Genomic DNA, 17377 nt, shown 5'->3' with positions numbered 1-17377 from the left:
TCAGCCGGGGTGCCGACGCTCGGTGTGTAGGCGTCCGGTCCAGCCTGAAGGGGCCGGACGGGTACAGCCCTCCATTCTGCCAGACCCGAAGGGATGCTCCGGACACGCACCCCGCAGACCGACCGCGTATGCCGTCCGCTCCCTCAGGCGTGGGCGGCGCGGACCGCGAGGGCGTGGCGCACGACCTCGCGCCGGGACACGTCGGTGGCGCCCTCGAGGACGGGCACCCTGGCGGGCTCGAAACCCGCGCGGGCCAGGCCCATCCGCAGCTCCGGCCCGGTGAGCCGACACTCGACGACCCCGCCGACGGGAGAGACGCGGAGCAGCTCGAAGAGCGTCGCCGTGCTCTCGACGGTCGACGCGGAGTAGAGCGGGATGCCGAGCTCGGCCGCGACGGCCGAGGCGAGGCTCGTGCCGCCGTAGGCGCCGAAGGCCGTGGACCCCGCACCGCTCACGACGCAGGCGAGGCGCCGGTGGCCGTGGGGCCGGTAGGGCACGGCGGGCCAGTCGGTGGAGAGCAGCGTGAAGCGGTCGTGGTCGCGCCAGTCCCGGCGCCCGTCGATGCCGGGCAGGTAGAGGAAGTCGCGCGAGAAGCCCTCGTGGACGAAGCCGAGCGAGCGCACGAGGCCGGCCGAGCGGTGGTTGGCGGGCTGGATGTTCGCCTCGACGCGGTGCAGGCCCATGCCGTGCGGCTGGTCGGCGAAGAGGAGGTCGAGCGTGAGGCGCAGCCCTTCGACGAAGAGGCCCCGGCCGGCATACGGGTCGTAGGAGTCGTAGCCGACGGTCGCGCTGCGGAAGGCCCCCTCGACGACGTTGGCGACGTTGATGCGGCCGACGAGGCCGTGCGACCCCTCGGGGTCGAGGGCGTGCACCATGAAGGTGCGGTACGTCGGCGACTGGTTGTCGAGGACGACCGGCAGGTTGTGCGGGTTGGGCATCGCGAAGTCCGCGAGACGCCGTTCCGAGAGGGTCACGGCCGCGGCATACGCCTCGATGTCTGCGGTCGACGGGGGACGGACCTCGACGCGCTCGCCCACGGCCGTGAGCGGCGGCTCGTCGGAGGCGGGCTCGTGCAGGTGGTCAGACGACAACGCGACCTCGCAGCACGACGCCCTGCGGGTCACCGACGACGGTGACGTCGGCGAGCGGGTCGGCGGCGTAGACGACGAGGTCGGCGTCCTCGCCCTCGACGATGCCGGGGCGGCCGAGCCACTCGCGCGCGCCCCACGTCGCAGCGGCGACCACCTCGGCGTTGCTCAGGCCGGCCTTGGTCAGCTCGACCATCTCCTGCGCGACGAGGCCGTGCGGGAGGCTGCCACCGGCGTCGGTGCCGACGTAGATCGGCACGCCGGCCTCGTGCGCGGCCCCGACCGTGGCGTAGCGCCGCTCGTGCAGGTCGAGCATGTGGCGGTGGTAGTCGGGGAACTTCTCCTTCGCCGGGGCCGCGAGGTCGGGGAACTGCGCGATGTTGACGAGGGTCGGCACGATGGCGATGCCCTGGGCGGCGAAGGTGTCGATGGAGTCCTCGCGCAGGCCGGTCGCGTGCTCGATGCAGTCGATGCCGGCGGCGGCGAGGTCGCGCAGGGACTCCTCGCCGAAGCAGTGCGCCGTGACGCGGACCCCCTCCTCGTGGGCGGCCGCGATCGCGTCGGCGACCACCTGTCGCGACCAGCTCGGGGCGAGGTCGCCGACGTCGCGGTCGATCCAGTCGCCGACGAGCTTGACCCAGCCGTCGCCCCGGTGCGCCTCGAGCCGCACGTGACGGACGAGCTCGTCCTCCTCGACCTCGTGGGCGTAGTTGCGGATGTAGCGCCGCGTGCGGGCGATGTGCCGGCCGGCGCGGATGATCTTGGGCAGGTCGTCGCGCTCGTCGACCCAGTGCGTGTCGCCGGGCTGCCCCGCGTCGCGGATGAGGAGCGTGCCGCGGTCGCGGTCGGTGATCGCCTGCTGCTCGGCCTCCTCGCGCGGCACGCCCCCGTGCGGCCCGAGGCCGACGTGGCAGTGGGCGTCGACGAGACCCGGCAGCACCCACCCCTCGAGCGTCTGCACGTCGCTGCGGTCGGTCGGCGGCGTGAACGACACGCGCCCGCCGATGACCCACAGCTCGTCGACGACGTCGTCGGGACCGACGAGCACCCGACCGCGGACGTGGAGCACCGGTGCACTCATGGCACCGACCCTAACCTCCGTCGTGCGCCAGATCCGTGAGGACGTCGGCCCAGTGCGCCATGAGGGTCGCGAGGTGGCCCGCACCCTCCCGGACGACGAGCCGGGACGTCGGCAGGTGGGTGTGCAGCCACTGCCCGTGCTCGAGCCCGACCGTGCGGTCCCGGTCGCCGTACCAGAGGTGGACGGGTGCGCGGACGTCTGCGAGCTCGACGTCCCAGCCGGCCGTGAAGGCGAGCGCGTCGCGCGACACCCCGCGGTAGGCCGGCACGCCGGGGCGCCCGCGACCGGTCCAGGGCTCGAGGATCTCGGGCGAGACGAAGCCGCCCACGCGAACCGTCGCAGACGTGCCCGTCCCGCGCCCCCGGGCGCCGTCGGTCGTCGCACGGTCCTGGAGCGCGATGGCCGCGTCGAGGTCCCCGTGGCGCGCTGCGCGGATAGCGGGGTCGTCGGCCGCCGCCGGGTCGAGCTCGAGCAGCGGCCCGACGCCGGCGACGACCCCGGCCACGCGCACGCGGTCGGGCAGCACGGCAGCCGCCGCGACGGCATACGGCCCTCCCCCGGAGACGCCGAGCACGGCGAAGGCGTCGATCCCGAGCGCGTCCGCGACCGAGCCGGTGTCCAGCGCGACGGAGGTCAGGGTCGTCGGGGCGTCCGTCGACCCGCCGTAGCCCGGACGCGAGAACGCGAGCAGCCGGACGCCCGCGCGGGAGGCCGCGCCGTCGCCGAGCGCGGCCTGCAGGCGACCGCCGGGCGTGCCGTGGAAGAAGACCAGTGGGGCGCCGTGCGGGTCGCCGCCCTGCCACACGTCGACGCGCCGCCCGTCGGGCAGCCGCACCCGCGAGCGTCCGTCGGTGGTGACCACGCATCGAGCGTATGCCGCCCGGCGGGCACCGTCACCGGCGTCGCGTCCCGCTCCGGCCGGGCGCCGGACGGCTCAGGCGATCGAGGCCACGACGATGAGCGACACGGCGAGCTGCACGGCCGCGGCCACGATCGAGGCCGGGTGGAAGTCGCGCTGCGTCACGAGCTCGGCCATGTCTCCCGGCGTCACGAGGTCGAGCAGCCGGAAGGCGAGGGCCTGGAGCACGACGCCGAGCAGGCCGAAGACGACCGACCAGCCGAGCGCCACGCCGAGCGAGCCCGTGCCGTTGGTCCAGATCGCGGCGAAGACGACGAGCCCGAGGCCGAGGAAGCCGGCCGCGAGGACGATCGCGGCGTTGACGGACCGCTCGGTCCAGATGTGCGAGCCGAGGTGGCCCGGCGTCACGAGGTCGAGCGCGGCGTAGCCCAGGCCGAGGACGGCGATGCCGACGACGGCGTAGACGAGGGCGTATCCGGTGTGGACGAGCAGGTCCATGCAGGCTCCAGTGTTCGGGTGTCGGGTGACGGGGTCAGGTCCGGGGGCGAGGTGGGCGCTCAGGGCTCGGCGACCCAGGAGGCGACCTGCTCCGGGGTCGAGCGCGGCGTCAGCATGCGGTGCGGCACGAAGCGGGCGCCGGTGTTGGTCACGAGGTTCGTCGACTCGCGGATGCCGAGCCCCGCCGGCTTGCCGTCGACGACCCACGTGCCGAAGACCGGCCGGTTGCCGTCGATGTCGGGCAGCGGGGTGTACTGCTGGTAGACCCGCTGCTGGCCCTGGGTGCGCAGCCGCGGCGAGCGCTCGACACCGTCGGGTCCGATCACGTCGACACCGTCTCCCTCCCAGCCGAAGAGCGGCTTCGACACGTGAGCGGCCATGCCGTGGGCGTGGTCGAAGTAGGCAGGCAGCAGGTTGGGGTGGCCGGGGAACATCTCCCACAGGACCGGCAGCAGCGCCTTCGAGCCGGCGAGCAGCTTCCACGGCGGCTCGACCCACTGCGTCGTCGACGCACCGCCGAGCAGGTAGCCGCCGAAGGGCGAGTCGAGCATCCACTCGGTGGGGTACATCTTGAAGCAGTGCGTGATCGGCTCGCCGTGCACGTCGACGAAACGCCGCTGCCCGTGGTGCCAGCCGATGTCCTCCATCGTGATGCCGAGCGCGACGAGCCCGGCCTCCTGGGCGGTGTCGCGCAGGTAGGCGACGGTCGCCCAGTCCTCGGTCGGCTCGTCCTGACCGACGGCGAAGTGGACGACCTCGACCCCGGTGCGCGCCCGCATCCGGCGCCAGCCCTCGACGAGGCGCTCGTGGAGCAGGTTCCACTGGTCGTGGCCGGGGTGCAGGTCCTCGAGCCAGAACCACTGGGTCACGGCGGCCTCGACGAGCCCGGCCGGGGTGTCGGCGTTGTACTCGAGCAGCTTCGGCGGGCCGTCGCCGTCCCACGCGAGGTCGAACCGGCCGTAGACCGAGGTCGCGTCGGGGTCCGACAGCGATGCCGCGAGCCACGCCCCGGCGCCGTCCGGCAGGCCGTGACGGGCGACGACCTCCGGGTCGTGGGCCATCCGGTGCACCGCCGCGACGGTCATCCGGTGCAGCTCGCCCGTGGCTCGTTCGAGCACCTCGACGTCGGACTCGGTCAGCTCGTAGCACGCCGTCTCGTCCCAGTACGGGACGGCACTGCCGTCGGCGGCGCGGTCGACGGCATACGACAACCCCTGCTGCTCGACGGTGTGCAGCCAGCCGTCACGCGGCGTGCTCGGGACGCGGTCCACGGGTCAGCCGCCGACGGAGAAGCCGTGGCCGGAGAAGCCGCCGCGCGTCACGACGCCGCCCTCGGCCCTGAAGCCGGTCCCCCACGACTTCGACGACGGCGGCGCGGTGTACGAGCCGCCGGCCACCCGCGCGCCGATGGCCGGAGCCGCGACGCCGCGGGGCACGAAGTACCAGCCGTGACCACCGTGGAAGCCCGACGAGTGGTGGTCGTCGCACTGCTCGTCGGCGATGCGCGTCCGGGTCGCCTCGTCGACGCAGACCCCGGCGTAGTCGTGGTCGTCGTCCTGGACCGCGGCGTAGATGCCGAGGGACGCGAGCGCGACGGCACCGACCGTGACGGCGGCGGACTTGCGGGTCATGGGCATGCGGGTACGCGTCTCCTCGGGCTCCGGGGTCGTCGTGACGTCTCGTCAGGACGCGCTTCCGACGACACGCGGGCGTGGTCGGATCCCTCGGCCGGAGCAGAATCTTCCGGGGTCGGCCAGCACGCCGTCGCGGTCACCGTGGACGGCGACCCGCCTACCGGTCGGTCGTGACGGGGTCAGCGACCGCCGAGGAACTTTTCGAAGCCCTTGGGCAGGTTCGACGGGTCGAAGCCGGCCAGCGGGTCCTCGTCGGACGCGCCGGCGCCGTTGGCACCGCCTGCACCCGGCGCCCCGAAGGCGCTGGCCGCCGACGCGGCCCGCCCGGAGGCGGCCTTCTCCGCCGCGGCCCGCTCCTCGGCGGCGCGCTTGGCGGGGTTGCCGCTCTTGCTCTTCTTGCGCTGCGGCTGCTGCTGCTTGCCGCGCTTGCCCGTGCCCGGGATGCCGGGCATGCCCGGGAGGCCGCCCCCGCCGCCGCGCGCCATCGACTTCATCATCTTCTGGGCCTGGCCGAAGCGCTCGAGCAGCTGGTTGACCTCGGTGACGGTGACACCCGAGCCCTTGGCGATGCGGGCGCGACGGGAACCGTTGATCTGCTTGGGGTGGGTGCGCTCGAAGGGCGTCATCGAGCGGACCATCGCCTCGACGCGGTCGAACTCGCGGTCGTCGAAGGCGTCGAGCTGGTCACGCATCCCCTGCATGCCCGGCATCATCTTGAGCATCGACTTGAGCGAGCCCATCTTCTTGATGGCGTTCATCTGCGAGAGGAAGTCCTCGAAGGTGAAGTCCTCCTCCGCGAGGAACTTGCGGGCCATCTCGTCGGCCTCGCGCTTGTCGAACGCGCGCTCGGCCTGCTCGATGAGCGTCAGCACGTCACCCATGTCGAGGATGCGGCTCGCCATGCGGTCGGGGTGAAAGACCTCGACGTCGCTGACCTTCTCGCCGGTCGAGGCGAACATGATCGGCTCGCCGGTGATCTCGGCGACCGACAGGGCGGCGCCACCACGGGCGTCGCCGTCGAGCTTGGACAGGACGACACCGGTGAAGGCGACGCCCTCGTGGAAGGCCTGGGCCGTCTCGACGGCCGCCTGGCCGATCATCGCGTCGATGACGAAGAGGACCTCGTCGGGCGAGATCGCCGCGCGGATGTCGGAGGCCTGCTGCATGAGGTCGGCGTCGACGGCGAGGCGGCCTGCGGTGTCGACGATGACGACGTCGTACTGCTTGGCGCGGGCCTGCTCGATGCCCATCCGCGAGACGGTGACCGGGTCGCCGAACGACCGGGTGCCCTCGCCGGAGTCGAGGACGGCGTCGTGGCCGCCCATGTTGCCGCGCTCCGGTGCGAAGACGGGGACGCCGGCGCGCTCGCCGACGACCTCGAGCTGGGTGACGGCGTTGGGGCGCTGCAGGTCGGCGGCCACGAGCAGGGGCGTGTGGCCCTGGTCCTTGAGCCACTTGCCGAGCTTGCCCGCGAAGGTCGTCTTGCCCGAGCCCTGCAGGCCCGCGAGCATGATGACGGTCGGCGGCTGCTTGGCGAAGCGGATCGTGCGTGTCTGCCCGCCGAGGATGGCGACGAGTTCCTCCTGCACGATCTTGACGACCTGCTGGGCCGGGTTGAGCGCCTGGCTGACCTCGGCCCCGAGGGCGCGCTCGCGCACCGACCCGGTGAACCGCTTGACGACGGGTAGGGCGACGTCGGCGTCGAGCAGGGCGAGGCGGATGTCGCGGATCGTCGCGTTGACGTCGGACTCCGTGAGCCGGCCCTTGCCGCGGAGGTTCTTGAACGTCGCGGTCAGGCGGTCAGACAGGGATGCAAACACCCGGCAAGGTTATCCGCTCCGCCGACCACTTCCGACTCGACCGCCTCCCACGCGCCCGACGGCGTATGCCGCCGCGTAGGGTCGCGCGGGTGAGTGACCCCAGTGCCCGGCCCCCGTTCATCGACAAGATCGCGTGGATCCACCTCGAGCAGCGCCGCCTCCTCACGGCCCGCAACGCCGGCAGAGACCGCTTCTACCTGCCGGGTGGCAAGCGCGAGCCGGGCGAGAGCGACCTCGAGACGCTGGTCCGCGAGCTCGACGAGGAGCTGACCGTGTCCGTCGACCCGACCACCGCCGCCCACGTCGGGACGTTCGAGGCGCTGGCCGACGCCCGCACGGACGGGCTCGTCGTGCGCCTCACCTGCTACACGGCGACGCACAGCGGAGAGCTGGTGCCGTCGCGGGAGATCGACGAGATCGCCTGGCTGACGGCCCGGGAGGGCGACCGGGTGTCCGCCGTCGACCGGTTGGTCCTCGCCCACCTGCACGACGCGGGCCTGCTCGACTGACGAGGTCGACCAACAGGACACTCGCGCGCGGCCACGCTCGGTCGGTCGCCGGAGACGCCACCGTTCCGGTTGCGTGACCCGTCGGGTCAGTCGGCGTCGCAGGTGTCGATGATCATCGCGACGGCCTGGGCGGCCCGGGCCGGCGCGAGCTGCCCGCCACCGAACTCGGTCACGTAGAACGTGTCGAGCGTCTGGCCGGCATACGTCGCGATGTGCGCCGAGCGCACCGACAGCGACGCCCGGGCGAGCGTGATGCCGATGTCCTGGAGCAGTCCGGGACGGTCCGTCGCGCGGACCTCGACGACGGTCGCGCTGTCCGACGCGCTGCTGATGACCATGGCCCGCGTCGAGTCGACGGAGCCCGAGCCGGGGCTGCGCACCCCCGTCGACTTGCGCCGCTGGAGCTTGCCGAGGGGCGAGCGGTCGCCCTTCGCGACGCGGACGAGGTCGCGCGAGATGACCTCGGGCAGCGGGGTCTCGCTGCCCGGCGAGTCGACCCACCACTCGTTGACGGCGAGGCCGTCGATGGTGCGGACGATGGCCGAGCGCACGACGAAGCCGTGCGCGGCGAGCAGGCCGGCGGTGTCGGCGAAGAGGCCCGCGCGGTCGCGGTCGATGATGTCGATGCGGTGGGCGCCACCGAGGGATGACACGGTGACGTAGGGCTCTCCGGACGCGATGCGGTCGAGCGCGTCATCGGAGAGCGGCAGGGTCTCGATCGGTTCCACGACGAGAGGCCCCTCTCCTTGGGTCTGGGTGGTCAGGGCGGTCCGGCAGGCCTGGTAGAGGCGCTGGACGAGACCGGCGCGCCAGTCGCTCCAGGCCTTGGGGCCGGCAGCCGAGGCGTCGGCCTCGGTGAGGGCGCGCAGGAGGTCGAGGGTCATGGCCGACCCGTCGACGGCCTCCGAGAGGGCGGCGATGGTGGCCGGGTCCTCGGGGTCCCGGCGGGTGGCGAGGTCGACGAGCGTGAGGTGCTCGCGCACCAGGCGCACGATGGTGCGGCGGTCGGCGTCGGTGACACCCATCCGCCGGAGCACGGTGTCGGCGAGCTCGGCCCCGGTCACGGAGTGGTCCTGCGACCCCGGCACCTTGCCGATGTCGTGGAGCACCGCGGCGAGCATGAGCAGGTCGGGCCGGGCGACGTCGCGGACCATTCCGCTCGCCGCCACGACGGTCTCGATGAGGTGGCGGTCGACCGTGTGCCGGTGGACGGCGTTGCGCTGCGGGCGGCTCCGCACGGCCTTCCACTCGGGGATCCACCGCTCGATGACCCCCGCGAGGTCGAGGCCCTCCCACACGGTGACGAGCCCGGGGCCCGACGCGAGCAGGTCGGCGAAGAGGTTGCGGGCGACCTCGGGCCACGGCTCCGGCAGGACCGGAGCGGTGGCGGCGAGGTTCTTCAGCGTCGTCGGTGAGAGGGGTATGCCGCCGCGCGCGGCCACGACGGCAGCGCGCAGCGGGATGATCGGGTCGGACGACAGGTCGGCGGACGGTCCGAGGACGGCCTCGCCGTCGTGCCGGTAGAGGCCGTAGCCGAGCGGGGCCAGCTGCGGGCGGCGGGGGCCGACGCGCAGGGTGCGGGCGCGCTGGGACTGCATGGCGCGGCGCAGGGTGCCGTCGACGGCATACGCGATGGTCCGCGCCGACGTCGAGAGGTCGGTGAGGAGGTCGTCGGCGTCGGTGTAGCCGAGCAGCGCGGCGCACGCGTCCTGGTCGTCGCGGGTCAGCCGGTCCCTCCCCCGGCCCGTGACGACGTGGATGGCGTCGCGCACGTCGAGGATGCGCTCGTAGGCCTCGTCGACCTCGCCGTGCGGACGGTCGGTCAGCCAGGCGGCCGTGAGGGCCCGCAGGACCGACATGTCGCGCAGGCCGCCGTGGGCCTCCTTGAGGTCCGGCTCGATGAGGTGGGCCAGGTCGCCCTGGCGTGCGTGGCGCTGGAGCACCGACTCGTGCATCTCGCCGAGCCGGGTGCGGGCGTTGGCCCGCCAGTCGTGCGCCACGGTGGACCGGGCCGCGTTGACGACGTCGGCGTCACCGGCCACGTGGGTGAGGTCGAGCAGGCCGACGGCCGCGGAGAGGTCGTCGGACGCGACGGCCCGGCAGTCGGCCACGGTGCGGACGCTGTGGTCGAGCCGGACGCCGGCGTCCCAGATCGGGTACCAGAGCTTGTCGGCGAAGGCGCCGACCTCCTTGCCCGACAGGCCTCGCGGGTGGTGGACGAGCACCAGGTCGTAGTCGCTGAGCGGTCCGCCGTCGCCACGGGCCAGCGAGCCGACCGCTGCGAGGGCGACACCTTCGTGCCGACGCCCGGCGCACGCCTCGCGCCAGAGCTCCTGGAGCCATCCGAACCCGAACTCCGCGAGCGCCCGGCGGCGGGTCTGGCCCGCGCCGGGCGTCGCGAAGGTTCGGGTGCCGGCGAGGTCCAGACGTCGTGAGGTCACATCCGTCATGTCAGGTCTCGCCGTCCCCTTGAGTTGCGTGTGTGGTGCTGCTTCGTGCTTCGTGCTGCGAGTGGTCCGCCGACGCTCAGAGAGCCTCGACGCCCCGCTCGCCGGTGCGGACCCGCACGACCTCCTCGACCGGGACGGACCAGATCTTGCCGTCGCCGATGCGACCGGTCTGGGCCGCCTTGAGGATGACCTCGAGGACGTCCGAGGAGTCGACGTCGTCGACGAGGACCTCCAGGCGCACCTTCGGCACGAAGTCGACGGTGTACTCGGCGCCGCGGTAGACCTCGCTGTGGCCGCGCTGGCGGCCGTAGCCGCTGGCCTCGCTGATGGTCATGCCGGCCACCCCGAAGGCCTCCAGGGCCTCCTTCACCTCGTCGAGCTGGTGGGGCTTGATGATGGCGGTGATGAGCTTCATGCGTTGGCTCCTTCGACCTGCGATGAGGTGACGGCGGGACGGGTGCTGGTGCGGCCGCCCGATGCGGGGAAGCCACCGATCTCGTACCCGGACTCGGCGTGGACGGCCTGGTCGATGCCCTCGGACTCCTCGTCCTCGGTGATCCTCCAGCCGAGGGTGGCCTTGAGGGCCACCGCGATGACGTACGTCAGGGCGAAGGACAGCACGAGCGAGATGAGCGCGATGAGGATCTGCAGGACCGTCTGCTGCCAGCCGCCGCCGTAGAGCAGGCCGGTGGAGGTGGCGAGCAGGCCGGCGCCGATGGTGCCCCAGAGGCCGGCGACGAGGTGCACGCCGACGACGTCGAGCGAGTCGTCGTAGCCGAACTTGTACTTGAGGCCGACGGCGAGGGCCGAGAGGCCACCGGCGACGACACCGAGGATGATCGAGCCGACGGGCGACAGGGCGCCACAGGCCGGGGTGATGGCGACGAGGCCGGCGACGACACCGGACGCGGCACCGAGCGAGGTGGCGTGACCGTCACGGATCTTCTCGACGACGAGCCAGCCGATCGCGGCCGCACACGTGGCGACCGTCGTGTTGAGCCACACGGCCGAGGCGACGCCGTCGGCGGCGAGCTCGGAGCCGGCGTTGAAGCCGAACCAGCCGAACCACAGCAGGCCCGCGCCGATCATGACGAGCGGCAGGTTGTGCGGACGCATGGCGACCTTCGCGAAGCCGAGGCGCTTGCCGACGACGATGGCGAGGGCGAGGCCCGCGGCACCAGCGTTGATGTGCACGACCGTGCCACCGGCGAAGTCGATGGGCAGGACCGAGGCCACACCCTCCGTGACACCGAAGAGCTTGGCCGACAGTCCGCCCTCGGCACCCGAGAGGAGGCCGCCGCCCCAGACCATGTGGGCGAGCGGGAAGTAGACGATGGTGACCCAGATGACGGCGAAGGTGATCCAGGTGCCGAACTTGACGCGGTCGGCGATGGCACCACTGATGAGCGCGACGGTGATGACCGCGAAGGTCAGCTGGAAGCCGGCGTAGATGTACTCCGGGATGAAGACGCCGACCCCGAACGGGTCGATGAGGCGGGCGCCGTCCTCACCGGCGAGCTGGCTGAGCCCGAAGAGGTGGAAGGGGTTGGCGAAGATGCCGGCGATGTCGTCGCCACCGTCCTGCAGGTTGCCGAACGACATCGAGTAGCCCCACAGCACGTAGACGATGCCGACGACGGCCATGGCGCCGAACGACATCATCATCATGTTGAGGACGGACTTGCTCCGGGTCATGCCGCCGTAGAAGAGGGCGAGCCCGGGCGTCATCAGGAGGACCATCGAGGACGCGATGAGCATGAATGCGGTCGCGGCCTCGTTGATCACTGGTGTTTCTGCCGCGAAGGGCATCAGTGCTGGTGTCATGCGCAGCAGTCTGTGGACGCGCGGTTTCGCCCGACGGCGCCGTTTGTTACAGCCGTGTCAACAACGGGTGGACGGTGTTAGCGGATGGTTTCCCCCGCCGTGGGCGTCCGGATCGTGGACTCGGCCGCCCGGCCGGTGGACCGTCGAGGACGCCGACCCGCCCAGCCGTGCCCGCCCGGCCGGCCCAGGACGCACGTATGCCGCCCGGCGGGGCCGGACGGCATACGTGGGGCGTGCGTCGGGGCTGGGGGCACGCACTTCCCCGGTGTCACATGACGATAGCGTCGACGAAGGCCTCGGGGTCGAAGGGGGCGAGGTCGTCAGGGCCCTCGCCGAGGCCGACGAGCTTGACCGGGACGCCGAGCTGACGCTGGACCGCGACGACGATGCCGCCCTTGGCGGTGCCGTCGAGCTTGGTCAGGACGATGCCCGTGACCGCGACCGCCTCGGAGAAGACCTTGGCCTGCTGGAGGCCGTTCTGCCCGGTCGTCGCGTCGAGGACGAGGAGCACCTCGTCGATGGGGCTCTGCTTCTCGATGACGCGCTTGACCTTGCCGAGCTCGTCCATGAGGCCCACCTTGTTGTGCAGGCGGCCGGCGGTGTCGATGATGACGACGTCGACCTCCTCCTCGATGCCGGCCTTGACGGCGTCGAAGGCGACGGCGGCGGGGTCGGCGCCGTCCTTGTCGGAGCGCACGGTCGCGACGCCGACGCGGGCGCCCCACGTCTCGAGCTGGTCGGCGGCCGCGGCGCGGAAGGTGTCGGCAGCACCGAGCAGGACCTCGCGGTCCTCGGCGACGAGGACGCGGGCGAGCTTGCCGACGGTCGTCGTCTTGCCGGTGCCGTTGACACCCACGACGAGGATGACGGCAGGGCGGTCGCCGACGCGGCTGCTCGCGATGCGGCGGTCCATCTCGGGCTGGACGAGGGCGAGCAGGTCGTCGCGGAGCCAGCCGCGGACCGTGGCCTCGTCGGTGGCGCCGTCGATCTTGACGCGGGTGCGCAGCGACTCGACGAGCTCGGTCGTGGCCTCGACGCCGAGGTCGGAGGAGATGAGGGTGTCCTCGACCTCCTCCCACGCCTCCTCGTCGAGCTTGCCGCGCGAGAGGAGGGCGAGCAGTCCCTGGCCGATGGAGGAGTTGGACCGGGCGAGGCGGGCGCGCAGGCGCTGCAGGCGCCCTCGCGCCGACTCCGGTCGCTCGAGGGTCGGCTCGAGCGTCGGCTCCGGCGCGGTGGGAGCCTCGGGCTCGAGCGTCGTGGTGGCACCCTCGCCCGCAGGTGGGGCGGTCGTGTCGGTCGTGTCGGTCGTGCCGGTGGTGTCGCTGGGTGGCCGGCGGTCGAGGTCCTCGGCGGGCAGCCCCGGGCGGGCCGGCGGGGCCTCGCGCTCGACGGTGCGGCCGCGGCCGCGCACGAGGCTGACGCCGTAGGCGACCGCGCCGACGAGGATGGCGACGCCGATGATGACGTATGTCCAGACAGTGTCCACGTCAGCCATCCAACCACGGTGGCGGGGACGTCCCGGACGCCGCGATCACGACTCGGGCAGGGCCGCTGGTGCAGCCGGACGCGGCTCGGCCACCGGCGGTGGCCGGTGGCCGAGGTGGGTGGGCAGGCGGTCGGGCGCGACTAGTGCGTGCGGGCGCGCGGGCGACCGAGGGTGCCGGCCCGGCGACGTGCCGAGCGTGCGACCCCTTCCCCCTTGGCGGTGAGCAGGTCCCGGCCGCCACGGTGCGCAGGCACCGCGACGACGCCGACGACCGCCACAGCGAGCACGGTGACGACGAGCATCGAGATGACCAGGTAAACCATGTGACAAGAGTGACGCATGTGACCCGTGTGACGCAAATAGCACGGAGTGACGATTTCGCAACTCGAAGACGTTCGGCGCACACTCGCGGCGCCGCCGCCCCGGGGGCGTGCGGACGTCGGGCGTGTGCCGTGTCGTCAGGCGGGTCGGTCGGCGACGTCGCGCAGTCGCTGGGACACGACCGTCGTGACGCCGTCGCCGCGCATGCTGACGCCGTAGAGGGCGTCGGCGATCTCCATCGTCTTCTTCTGGTGCGTGATGACGATGAGCTGCGAGCTGTCGCGCAGCTCCTCGAAGAGGGTGATGAGGCGGCCGAGGTTGGCGTCGTCGAGGGCGGCCTCGACCTCGTCCATGATGTAGAAGGGCGAGGGCCGCGCCTTGAAGATCGCGACGAGCAGCGCCACGGCGACGAGCGACCGCTCGCCACCGGAGAGCAGCGAGAGCCGCTTGATCTTCTTCCCCGGCGGGCGCGCCTCGACCTCGAGACCCGTCGTCAGCATGTTGGACGGGTCGGTGAGGACGAGCCGTCCCTCGCCACCCGGGAAGAGCCGCTGGAAGACGCGCTCGAACTGGACCGCGGTGTCCTCGAACGCCTCGGCGAAGACGCGCTCGACGCGCTCGTCGACCTCCTTGACGATGTCGAGCAGGTCGCGCTTGGAGTTCTTGAGGTCCTCGAGCTGCTCGGTGAGGAACTTGTGCCGCTCCTCGAGCGCCGTGAACTCCTCGAGCGCCAGCGGGTTGATGCGACCCAGGGCGTTCAGCTTGCGCTCCGCCTGACGCAGCCGCTTCTCCTGGGCCTCGCGCACGAACGGGACCGGCTCGGGCTGCGCCGCGTCGGGGTCGGCGTCGGGGTCCGGCACGGCCGGCACGAGCTGGTGCGGGCCGTACTCCTCGACGAGGTCGGACGGCGAGATGCCGAGCTCCTCGACGGCCTTCGTCTCGAGCTGCTCGATGCGCAGGCGCTGCTGGGTGCGGGCGACCTCGTCGCGGTGGACGGTGTCGGTGAGCTCGCGCAGCTCGGCCTGGAGCGTGGAGATGTCACGACGCACGACGGCGAGCTCGGCGTCCCGCTCGGTGCGCTCGGCCTCCCCGGCGGCGCGGGCGCGACCGGCCTGCTCGGCCGACTCGGCGAGCAGCTCGTGCGCCCAGGCCGCCGCGGTGCGGACGGCCCCGGCCACGGCGGCCTCACGCTGACGGCGGGCCCGCTTCTCGGCCAGGCGCTGGCGCGCCTCCTCCTCGTGGCGGGCGCCGCGCTCGAGCGCGTCGGCGCGGTCCTTGAGGGCACGCGCACGCTCCTCGCGGGTGCGCAGCGCGAGACGGAGCTCGGTCTCGGCGGCGCGGGCCTCGCGGGCGACGGCCTCGAGACGGTCGCGCTCCTCGGTCGACGGCTCGTCGGCGAAGTCGCCCTCCCCGCTCGCGGCCTCGAGCCGCTCGAGCAGGGCTGCGTGCTCGGTCTGGTCGGCCTCGAGGGCCGAGGTCGCATCGGCGATGGCCTTCTCGGTGCGCTCCACCTCGGACCGGGCGGCACGCAGGGTCTGGCCGAGGGAGCCGAGCTTCTCGGCGATCGCGGCCATCCGGGCGTCGCTCTCGTTGAGGCGCTCGAGGGCGGCCTCGACCGCGTCGGCCAGCTCGGCACGCGTGGCGTCGGCGCCCGCGACGCGGAAGCGGGCCTCCTCCCCTTCGCGGGTGGCGCGGGCCATGGCGTCCTGGGCGTCGTCGAAGGCGGCCTGGAGCTCGAGCAGGCTGGGCGCGGTCGTGCTGCCACCCCGGACCGTGCCGGGTGCGTAGACGTCGCCGCCGCGGGTGACGGCCGTGACGCCCGGGTGGCTGCGGACGAGGGTGCGGGCGGCTGCGCCGTCGGGCACGAGCGCGACGCGCTCGAGCACCTGCTCCACGGCCGGGCGCACGGAGTCGGGGCACTCGACGACGTCGCGGACCCAGCGGGCGTCGCCGGTGAGCGCCGGCCAGGACGCGGGGTCGACGCGGGTCGCGGACTCCGCGACGAGGAGGCTGGCCCGGCCGTTGTCGCCGTCGCGCAGCGCGTCGAGGGCCGCGGCGGCGGCGTCGAGCGACCCGACGGCCAAGGCCTCGGCGGCCGTCCCGAGGGCGGCGGCGACGGCGTTCTCGAGGCCCGGCTCGACGGTGACGAGGGAGGCGACCGAGCCGAGGATGCGGTGGCCTTCGTCGGCGGCGGCGAGGAGCGCCGCGGCGCCGTCCTTGCGACTGAGGCTGAGGCCGAGGGCCTCGACGCGAGCGGCGGCCGTGGTGCGGGCACGCTCGGCGGTCGCCTCGGCCTCCTTCCAGCGGGCGAGCTCGGCCTCGGCGGCGTCGAGGCGCGCGGCGGCCTCCTCGTAGGCGGTGTCGAGCCCCTCCTCGCCCTCCTCGTCCTGGGCGACGCTCGACTCGAGCCGCGAGAACTCGTGCTCGGCCTCGGCGGCGCGGGCCTGGGCGGCCTCGATGGTGCCGCGCAGACGTCCGACCTCGGCCTCGCGGGCCTCGATGCGCGAGGCCTTGGCGCCGACCTGGCCGCCGAGCTTGGCCAGGCCCTCGCGACGGTCGGCCGCGGCCCGGGCCTCGCGCTGCAGGCGGGTGGTCTCCTCGGCGTGCCCCCGCTCGGCCTCGGTGCGCGACAGGACGGCGTTCTCGAGGGCGGCCTTGGCCTCGGCGATCTCCTCGAGGAGGAACGTCTCCTGCTCGCGGACGTCTGCGGCCTGGGCGCGCAGCTGCTCGGGGTCACGGCTCTGTCCGGGGGCCTCGGGCTCGTCGTCCTCGCTGAGCAGGCGCACGCGCTCGGCGGCGAGCGACCGGGTGGACGCCATCCGCTCGACGAGCCGGCCGAGCGCGACGTACTCGTCCTGGGCCCGGGTCAGGGCCGGACGGGCGGCCTCGGCGGCCTCCTCGAGCGTGGAGAGCCGGTGGCCGAGGTCGCCGATGGACGCCTCGACCTCGGAGCGACGCTCGATGAGGGCGGACTCGTCGGCGACCTCCTGCTCGAGCGTCGACGTCAGCTGGACGAGGTCGTCGGCGACGAGGCGCAGGCGCGCGTCGCGGGCGTCGGTCTGGATGACGGCCGCCTTGCGCGCCGTCTCGGCCTGGCGACCGAGGGGGCCGAGCTGGCGGCGGATCTCACCCGTCAGGTCCTGGACCCGGGTGAGGTTGGCCTCCATCGTGTCGAGCTTGCGGAGCGCGCGCTCCTTGCGCTTGCGGTGCTTGAGGACGCCGGCCGCCTCCTCGATGAACCCGCGGCGCTCCTCGGGCGTCGCGCGCAGGACAGTGTCGAGCTGGCCCTGGCCGACGATGACGTGCATCTCGCGGCCGATGCCGCTGTCGGAGAGGAGCTCCTGCACGTCGAGCAGGCGGCACGGGGTGCCGTTGATGGCGTACTCCGAGCCACCGTTGCGGAACATCGTGCGGGCGATCGTCACCTCGGTGTAGTCGATCGGGAGCGCGCCGTCGGTGTTGTCGATGGTGAGGGCCACCTCGGCGCGGCCGAGCGGCGCGCGGCCGGACGTGCCGGCGAAGATGACGTCCTCCATCTTGCCGCCGCGCAGCGACTTGGCGCCCTGCTCGCCCATGACCCAGGCGAGCGCGTCGACGACGTTGCTCTTGCCGGAGCCGTTGGGGCCGACGATGCAGGTGATGCCGGGCTCGAGACGCAGGTGGGTCGCCGAGGCGAAGGACTTGAAGCCCTTCAGAGTGAGGCTCTTGACGTACACGACCCGAGAAATCCTTTGTCCAGCCAGCCAGCGATCCCGGTCAGCGTACTAGTCGTGGGGCCGTGCTCCGGGGAGGTGAGCGCCTGCGCGT

General features: G+C 73.0%; 14 protein-coding genes. 1 reads left to right on the top strand and 13 read right to left on the bottom strand.

All coding sequences use genetic code 11. The annotated features are described in order from the left end of the window. Nucleotides 1-143: 143 nt before the first annotated feature. From ACSQ2D_RS07585 to ffh, 7 genes are all read right to left on the bottom strand, one after another. A complete protein-coding gene (locus ACSQ2D_RS07585) occupies nt 144-1091 on the bottom strand; it encodes a GNAT family N-acetyltransferase (protein WP_435985353.1) in 948 nt (315 codons plus the stop codon). After that, nucleotides 1081-2169 (bottom strand): amidohydrolase family protein, encoded by a 1089-nt coding sequence (locus ACSQ2D_RS07580; RefSeq protein WP_435985352.1) that lies wholly within the window; start codon nt 2167-2169, stop codon nt 1081-1083. Before ACSQ2D_RS07580 ends, ACSQ2D_RS07585 begins: the two co-directional genes overlap by 11 nt. 10 nt (nt 2170-2179) lie before the next feature. Next, nucleotides 2180-3031 (bottom strand): alpha/beta fold hydrolase, encoded by an 852-nt coding sequence (locus tag ACSQ2D_RS07575; protein WP_435985351.1) that lies wholly within the window; start codon nt 3029-3031, stop codon nt 2180-2182. A gap of 72 nt (nt 3032-3103) precedes the next feature. Further along, nucleotides 3104-3526, bottom strand: a complete 423-nt coding sequence (locus ACSQ2D_RS07570) for a DUF350 domain-containing protein (protein ID WP_435985350.1) — start codon at nt 3524-3526, stop codon at nt 3104-3106. Between the two features lie 59 nt (nt 3527-3585). Continuing rightward, on the bottom strand, nt 3586-4797 hold the full coding sequence (locus ACSQ2D_RS07565; protein WP_435985349.1) for a glutathionylspermidine synthase family protein: 1212 nt from the start codon (nt 4795-4797) through the stop codon (nt 3586-3588). 3 nt (nt 4798-4800) lie between these two features. Beyond that, nucleotides 4801-5157: a hypothetical protein gene (locus tag ACSQ2D_RS07560; RefSeq protein WP_435985348.1), complete on the bottom strand. Its 357-nt coding sequence runs from the start codon at nt 5155-5157 to the stop codon at nt 4801-4803. Nucleotides 5158-5339: 182 nt separating this feature from the next. Next, entirely contained in the window at nt 5340-6980 is a 1641-nt protein-coding gene (gene ffh, locus ACSQ2D_RS07555) for a signal recognition particle protein (RefSeq protein WP_435985347.1), read from the bottom strand. An 89-nt stretch (nt 6981-7069) separates the two neighbouring features. Here ffh and ACSQ2D_RS07550 point away from each other — a divergent pair, with 89 nt between their 5' ends. Then, nucleotides 7070-7489 (top strand): NUDIX hydrolase, encoded by a 420-nt coding sequence (locus tag ACSQ2D_RS07550; protein WP_435985346.1) that lies wholly within the window; start codon nt 7070-7072, stop codon nt 7487-7489. Between the two features lie 86 nt (nt 7490-7575). On the opposite strand, the gene ACSQ2D_RS07545 is transcribed toward ACSQ2D_RS07550, so the two are convergent. The 6 genes from ACSQ2D_RS07545 to smc form a co-directional block, all read right to left on the bottom strand. After that, the gene (locus tag ACSQ2D_RS07545; RefSeq protein ID WP_435985345.1) at nt 7576-9939 is read right to left on the bottom strand and encodes a [protein-PII] uridylyltransferase; all 2364 of its coding nucleotides are present in this window, start codon (nt 9937-9939) and stop codon (nt 7576-7578) included. A 76-nt stretch (nt 9940-10015) separates the two neighbouring features. Continuing rightward, on the bottom strand, nt 10016-10354 hold the full coding sequence (locus ACSQ2D_RS07540; protein WP_435985344.1) for a P-II family nitrogen regulator: 339 nt from the start codon (nt 10352-10354) through the stop codon (nt 10016-10018). Then, nucleotides 10351-11763 carry an ammonium transporter gene (locus ACSQ2D_RS07535; protein ID WP_435985343.1) on the bottom strand — a complete coding sequence of 471 codons (1413 nt, stop codon included), beginning with the start codon at nt 11761-11763 and terminating at the stop codon, nt 10351-10353. Before ACSQ2D_RS07535 ends, ACSQ2D_RS07540 begins: the two co-directional genes overlap by 4 nt. A 268-nt stretch (nt 11764-12031) precedes the next feature. Next, nucleotides 12032-13258 carry a signal recognition particle-docking protein FtsY gene (gene ftsY, locus ACSQ2D_RS07530; protein WP_435985342.1) on the bottom strand — a complete coding sequence of 409 codons (1227 nt, stop codon included), beginning with the start codon at nt 13256-13258 and terminating at the stop codon, nt 12032-12034. Nucleotides 13259-13389: 131 nt separating this feature from the next. Next, nucleotides 13390-13572: a hypothetical protein gene (locus ACSQ2D_RS07525; protein ID WP_020142778.1), complete on the bottom strand. Its 183-nt coding sequence runs from the start codon at nt 13570-13572 to the stop codon at nt 13390-13392. Between the two features lie 135 nt (nt 13573-13707). Further along, the gene (gene smc, locus ACSQ2D_RS07520; RefSeq protein ID WP_435985341.1) at nt 13708-17286 is read right to left on the bottom strand and encodes a chromosome segregation protein SMC; all 3579 of its coding nucleotides are present in this window, start codon (nt 17284-17286) and stop codon (nt 13708-13710) included. Nucleotides 17287-17377 lie beyond the last annotated feature (91 nt).

Source organism: Terrabacter sp. LjRoot27 (assembly GCF_964254175.1).
GTDB lineage: Bacteria > Actinomycetota > Actinomycetes > Actinomycetales > Dermatophilaceae > Terrabacter.
This window is presented reverse-complemented; position numbering and strand designations above follow the sequence as displayed.

Excerpts from the sequence above, each read along its gene's own strand:
- ACSQ2D_RS07570 (WP_435985350.1), bottom strand. The coding sequence starts at position 3,526 with ATGGACCTGCTCGTCCACACCGGATACGCCCTCGTCTACGCCGTCGTC.
- ACSQ2D_RS07560 (WP_435985348.1), bottom strand. The coding sequence starts at position 5,157 with ATGACCCGCAAGTCCGCCGCCGTCACGGTCGGTGCCGTCGCGCTCGCG.
- ACSQ2D_RS07545 (WP_435985345.1), bottom strand. The coding sequence starts at position 9,939 with ATGACGGATGTGACCTCACGACGTCTGGACCTCGCCGGCACCCGAACC.
- ACSQ2D_RS07525 (WP_020142778.1), bottom strand. The coding sequence starts at position 13,572 with ATGGTTTACCTGGTCATCTCGATGCTCGTCGTCACCGTGCTCGCTGTG.
- ACSQ2D_RS07580 (WP_435985352.1), bottom strand. The coding sequence starts at position 2,169 with ATGAGTGCACCGGTGCTCCACGTCCGCGGTCGGGTGCTCGTCGGTCCC.
- ACSQ2D_RS07540 (WP_435985344.1), bottom strand. The coding sequence starts at position 10,354 with ATGAAGCTCATCACCGCCATCATCAAGCCCCACCAGCTCGACGAGGTG.
- ACSQ2D_RS07535 (WP_435985343.1), bottom strand. The coding sequence starts at position 11,763 with ATGACACCAGCACTGATGCCCTTCGCGGCAGAAACACCAGTGATCAAC.
- ftsY (WP_435985342.1), bottom strand. The coding sequence starts at position 13,258 with ATGGCTGACGTGGACACTGTCTGGACATACGTCATCATCGGCGTCGCC.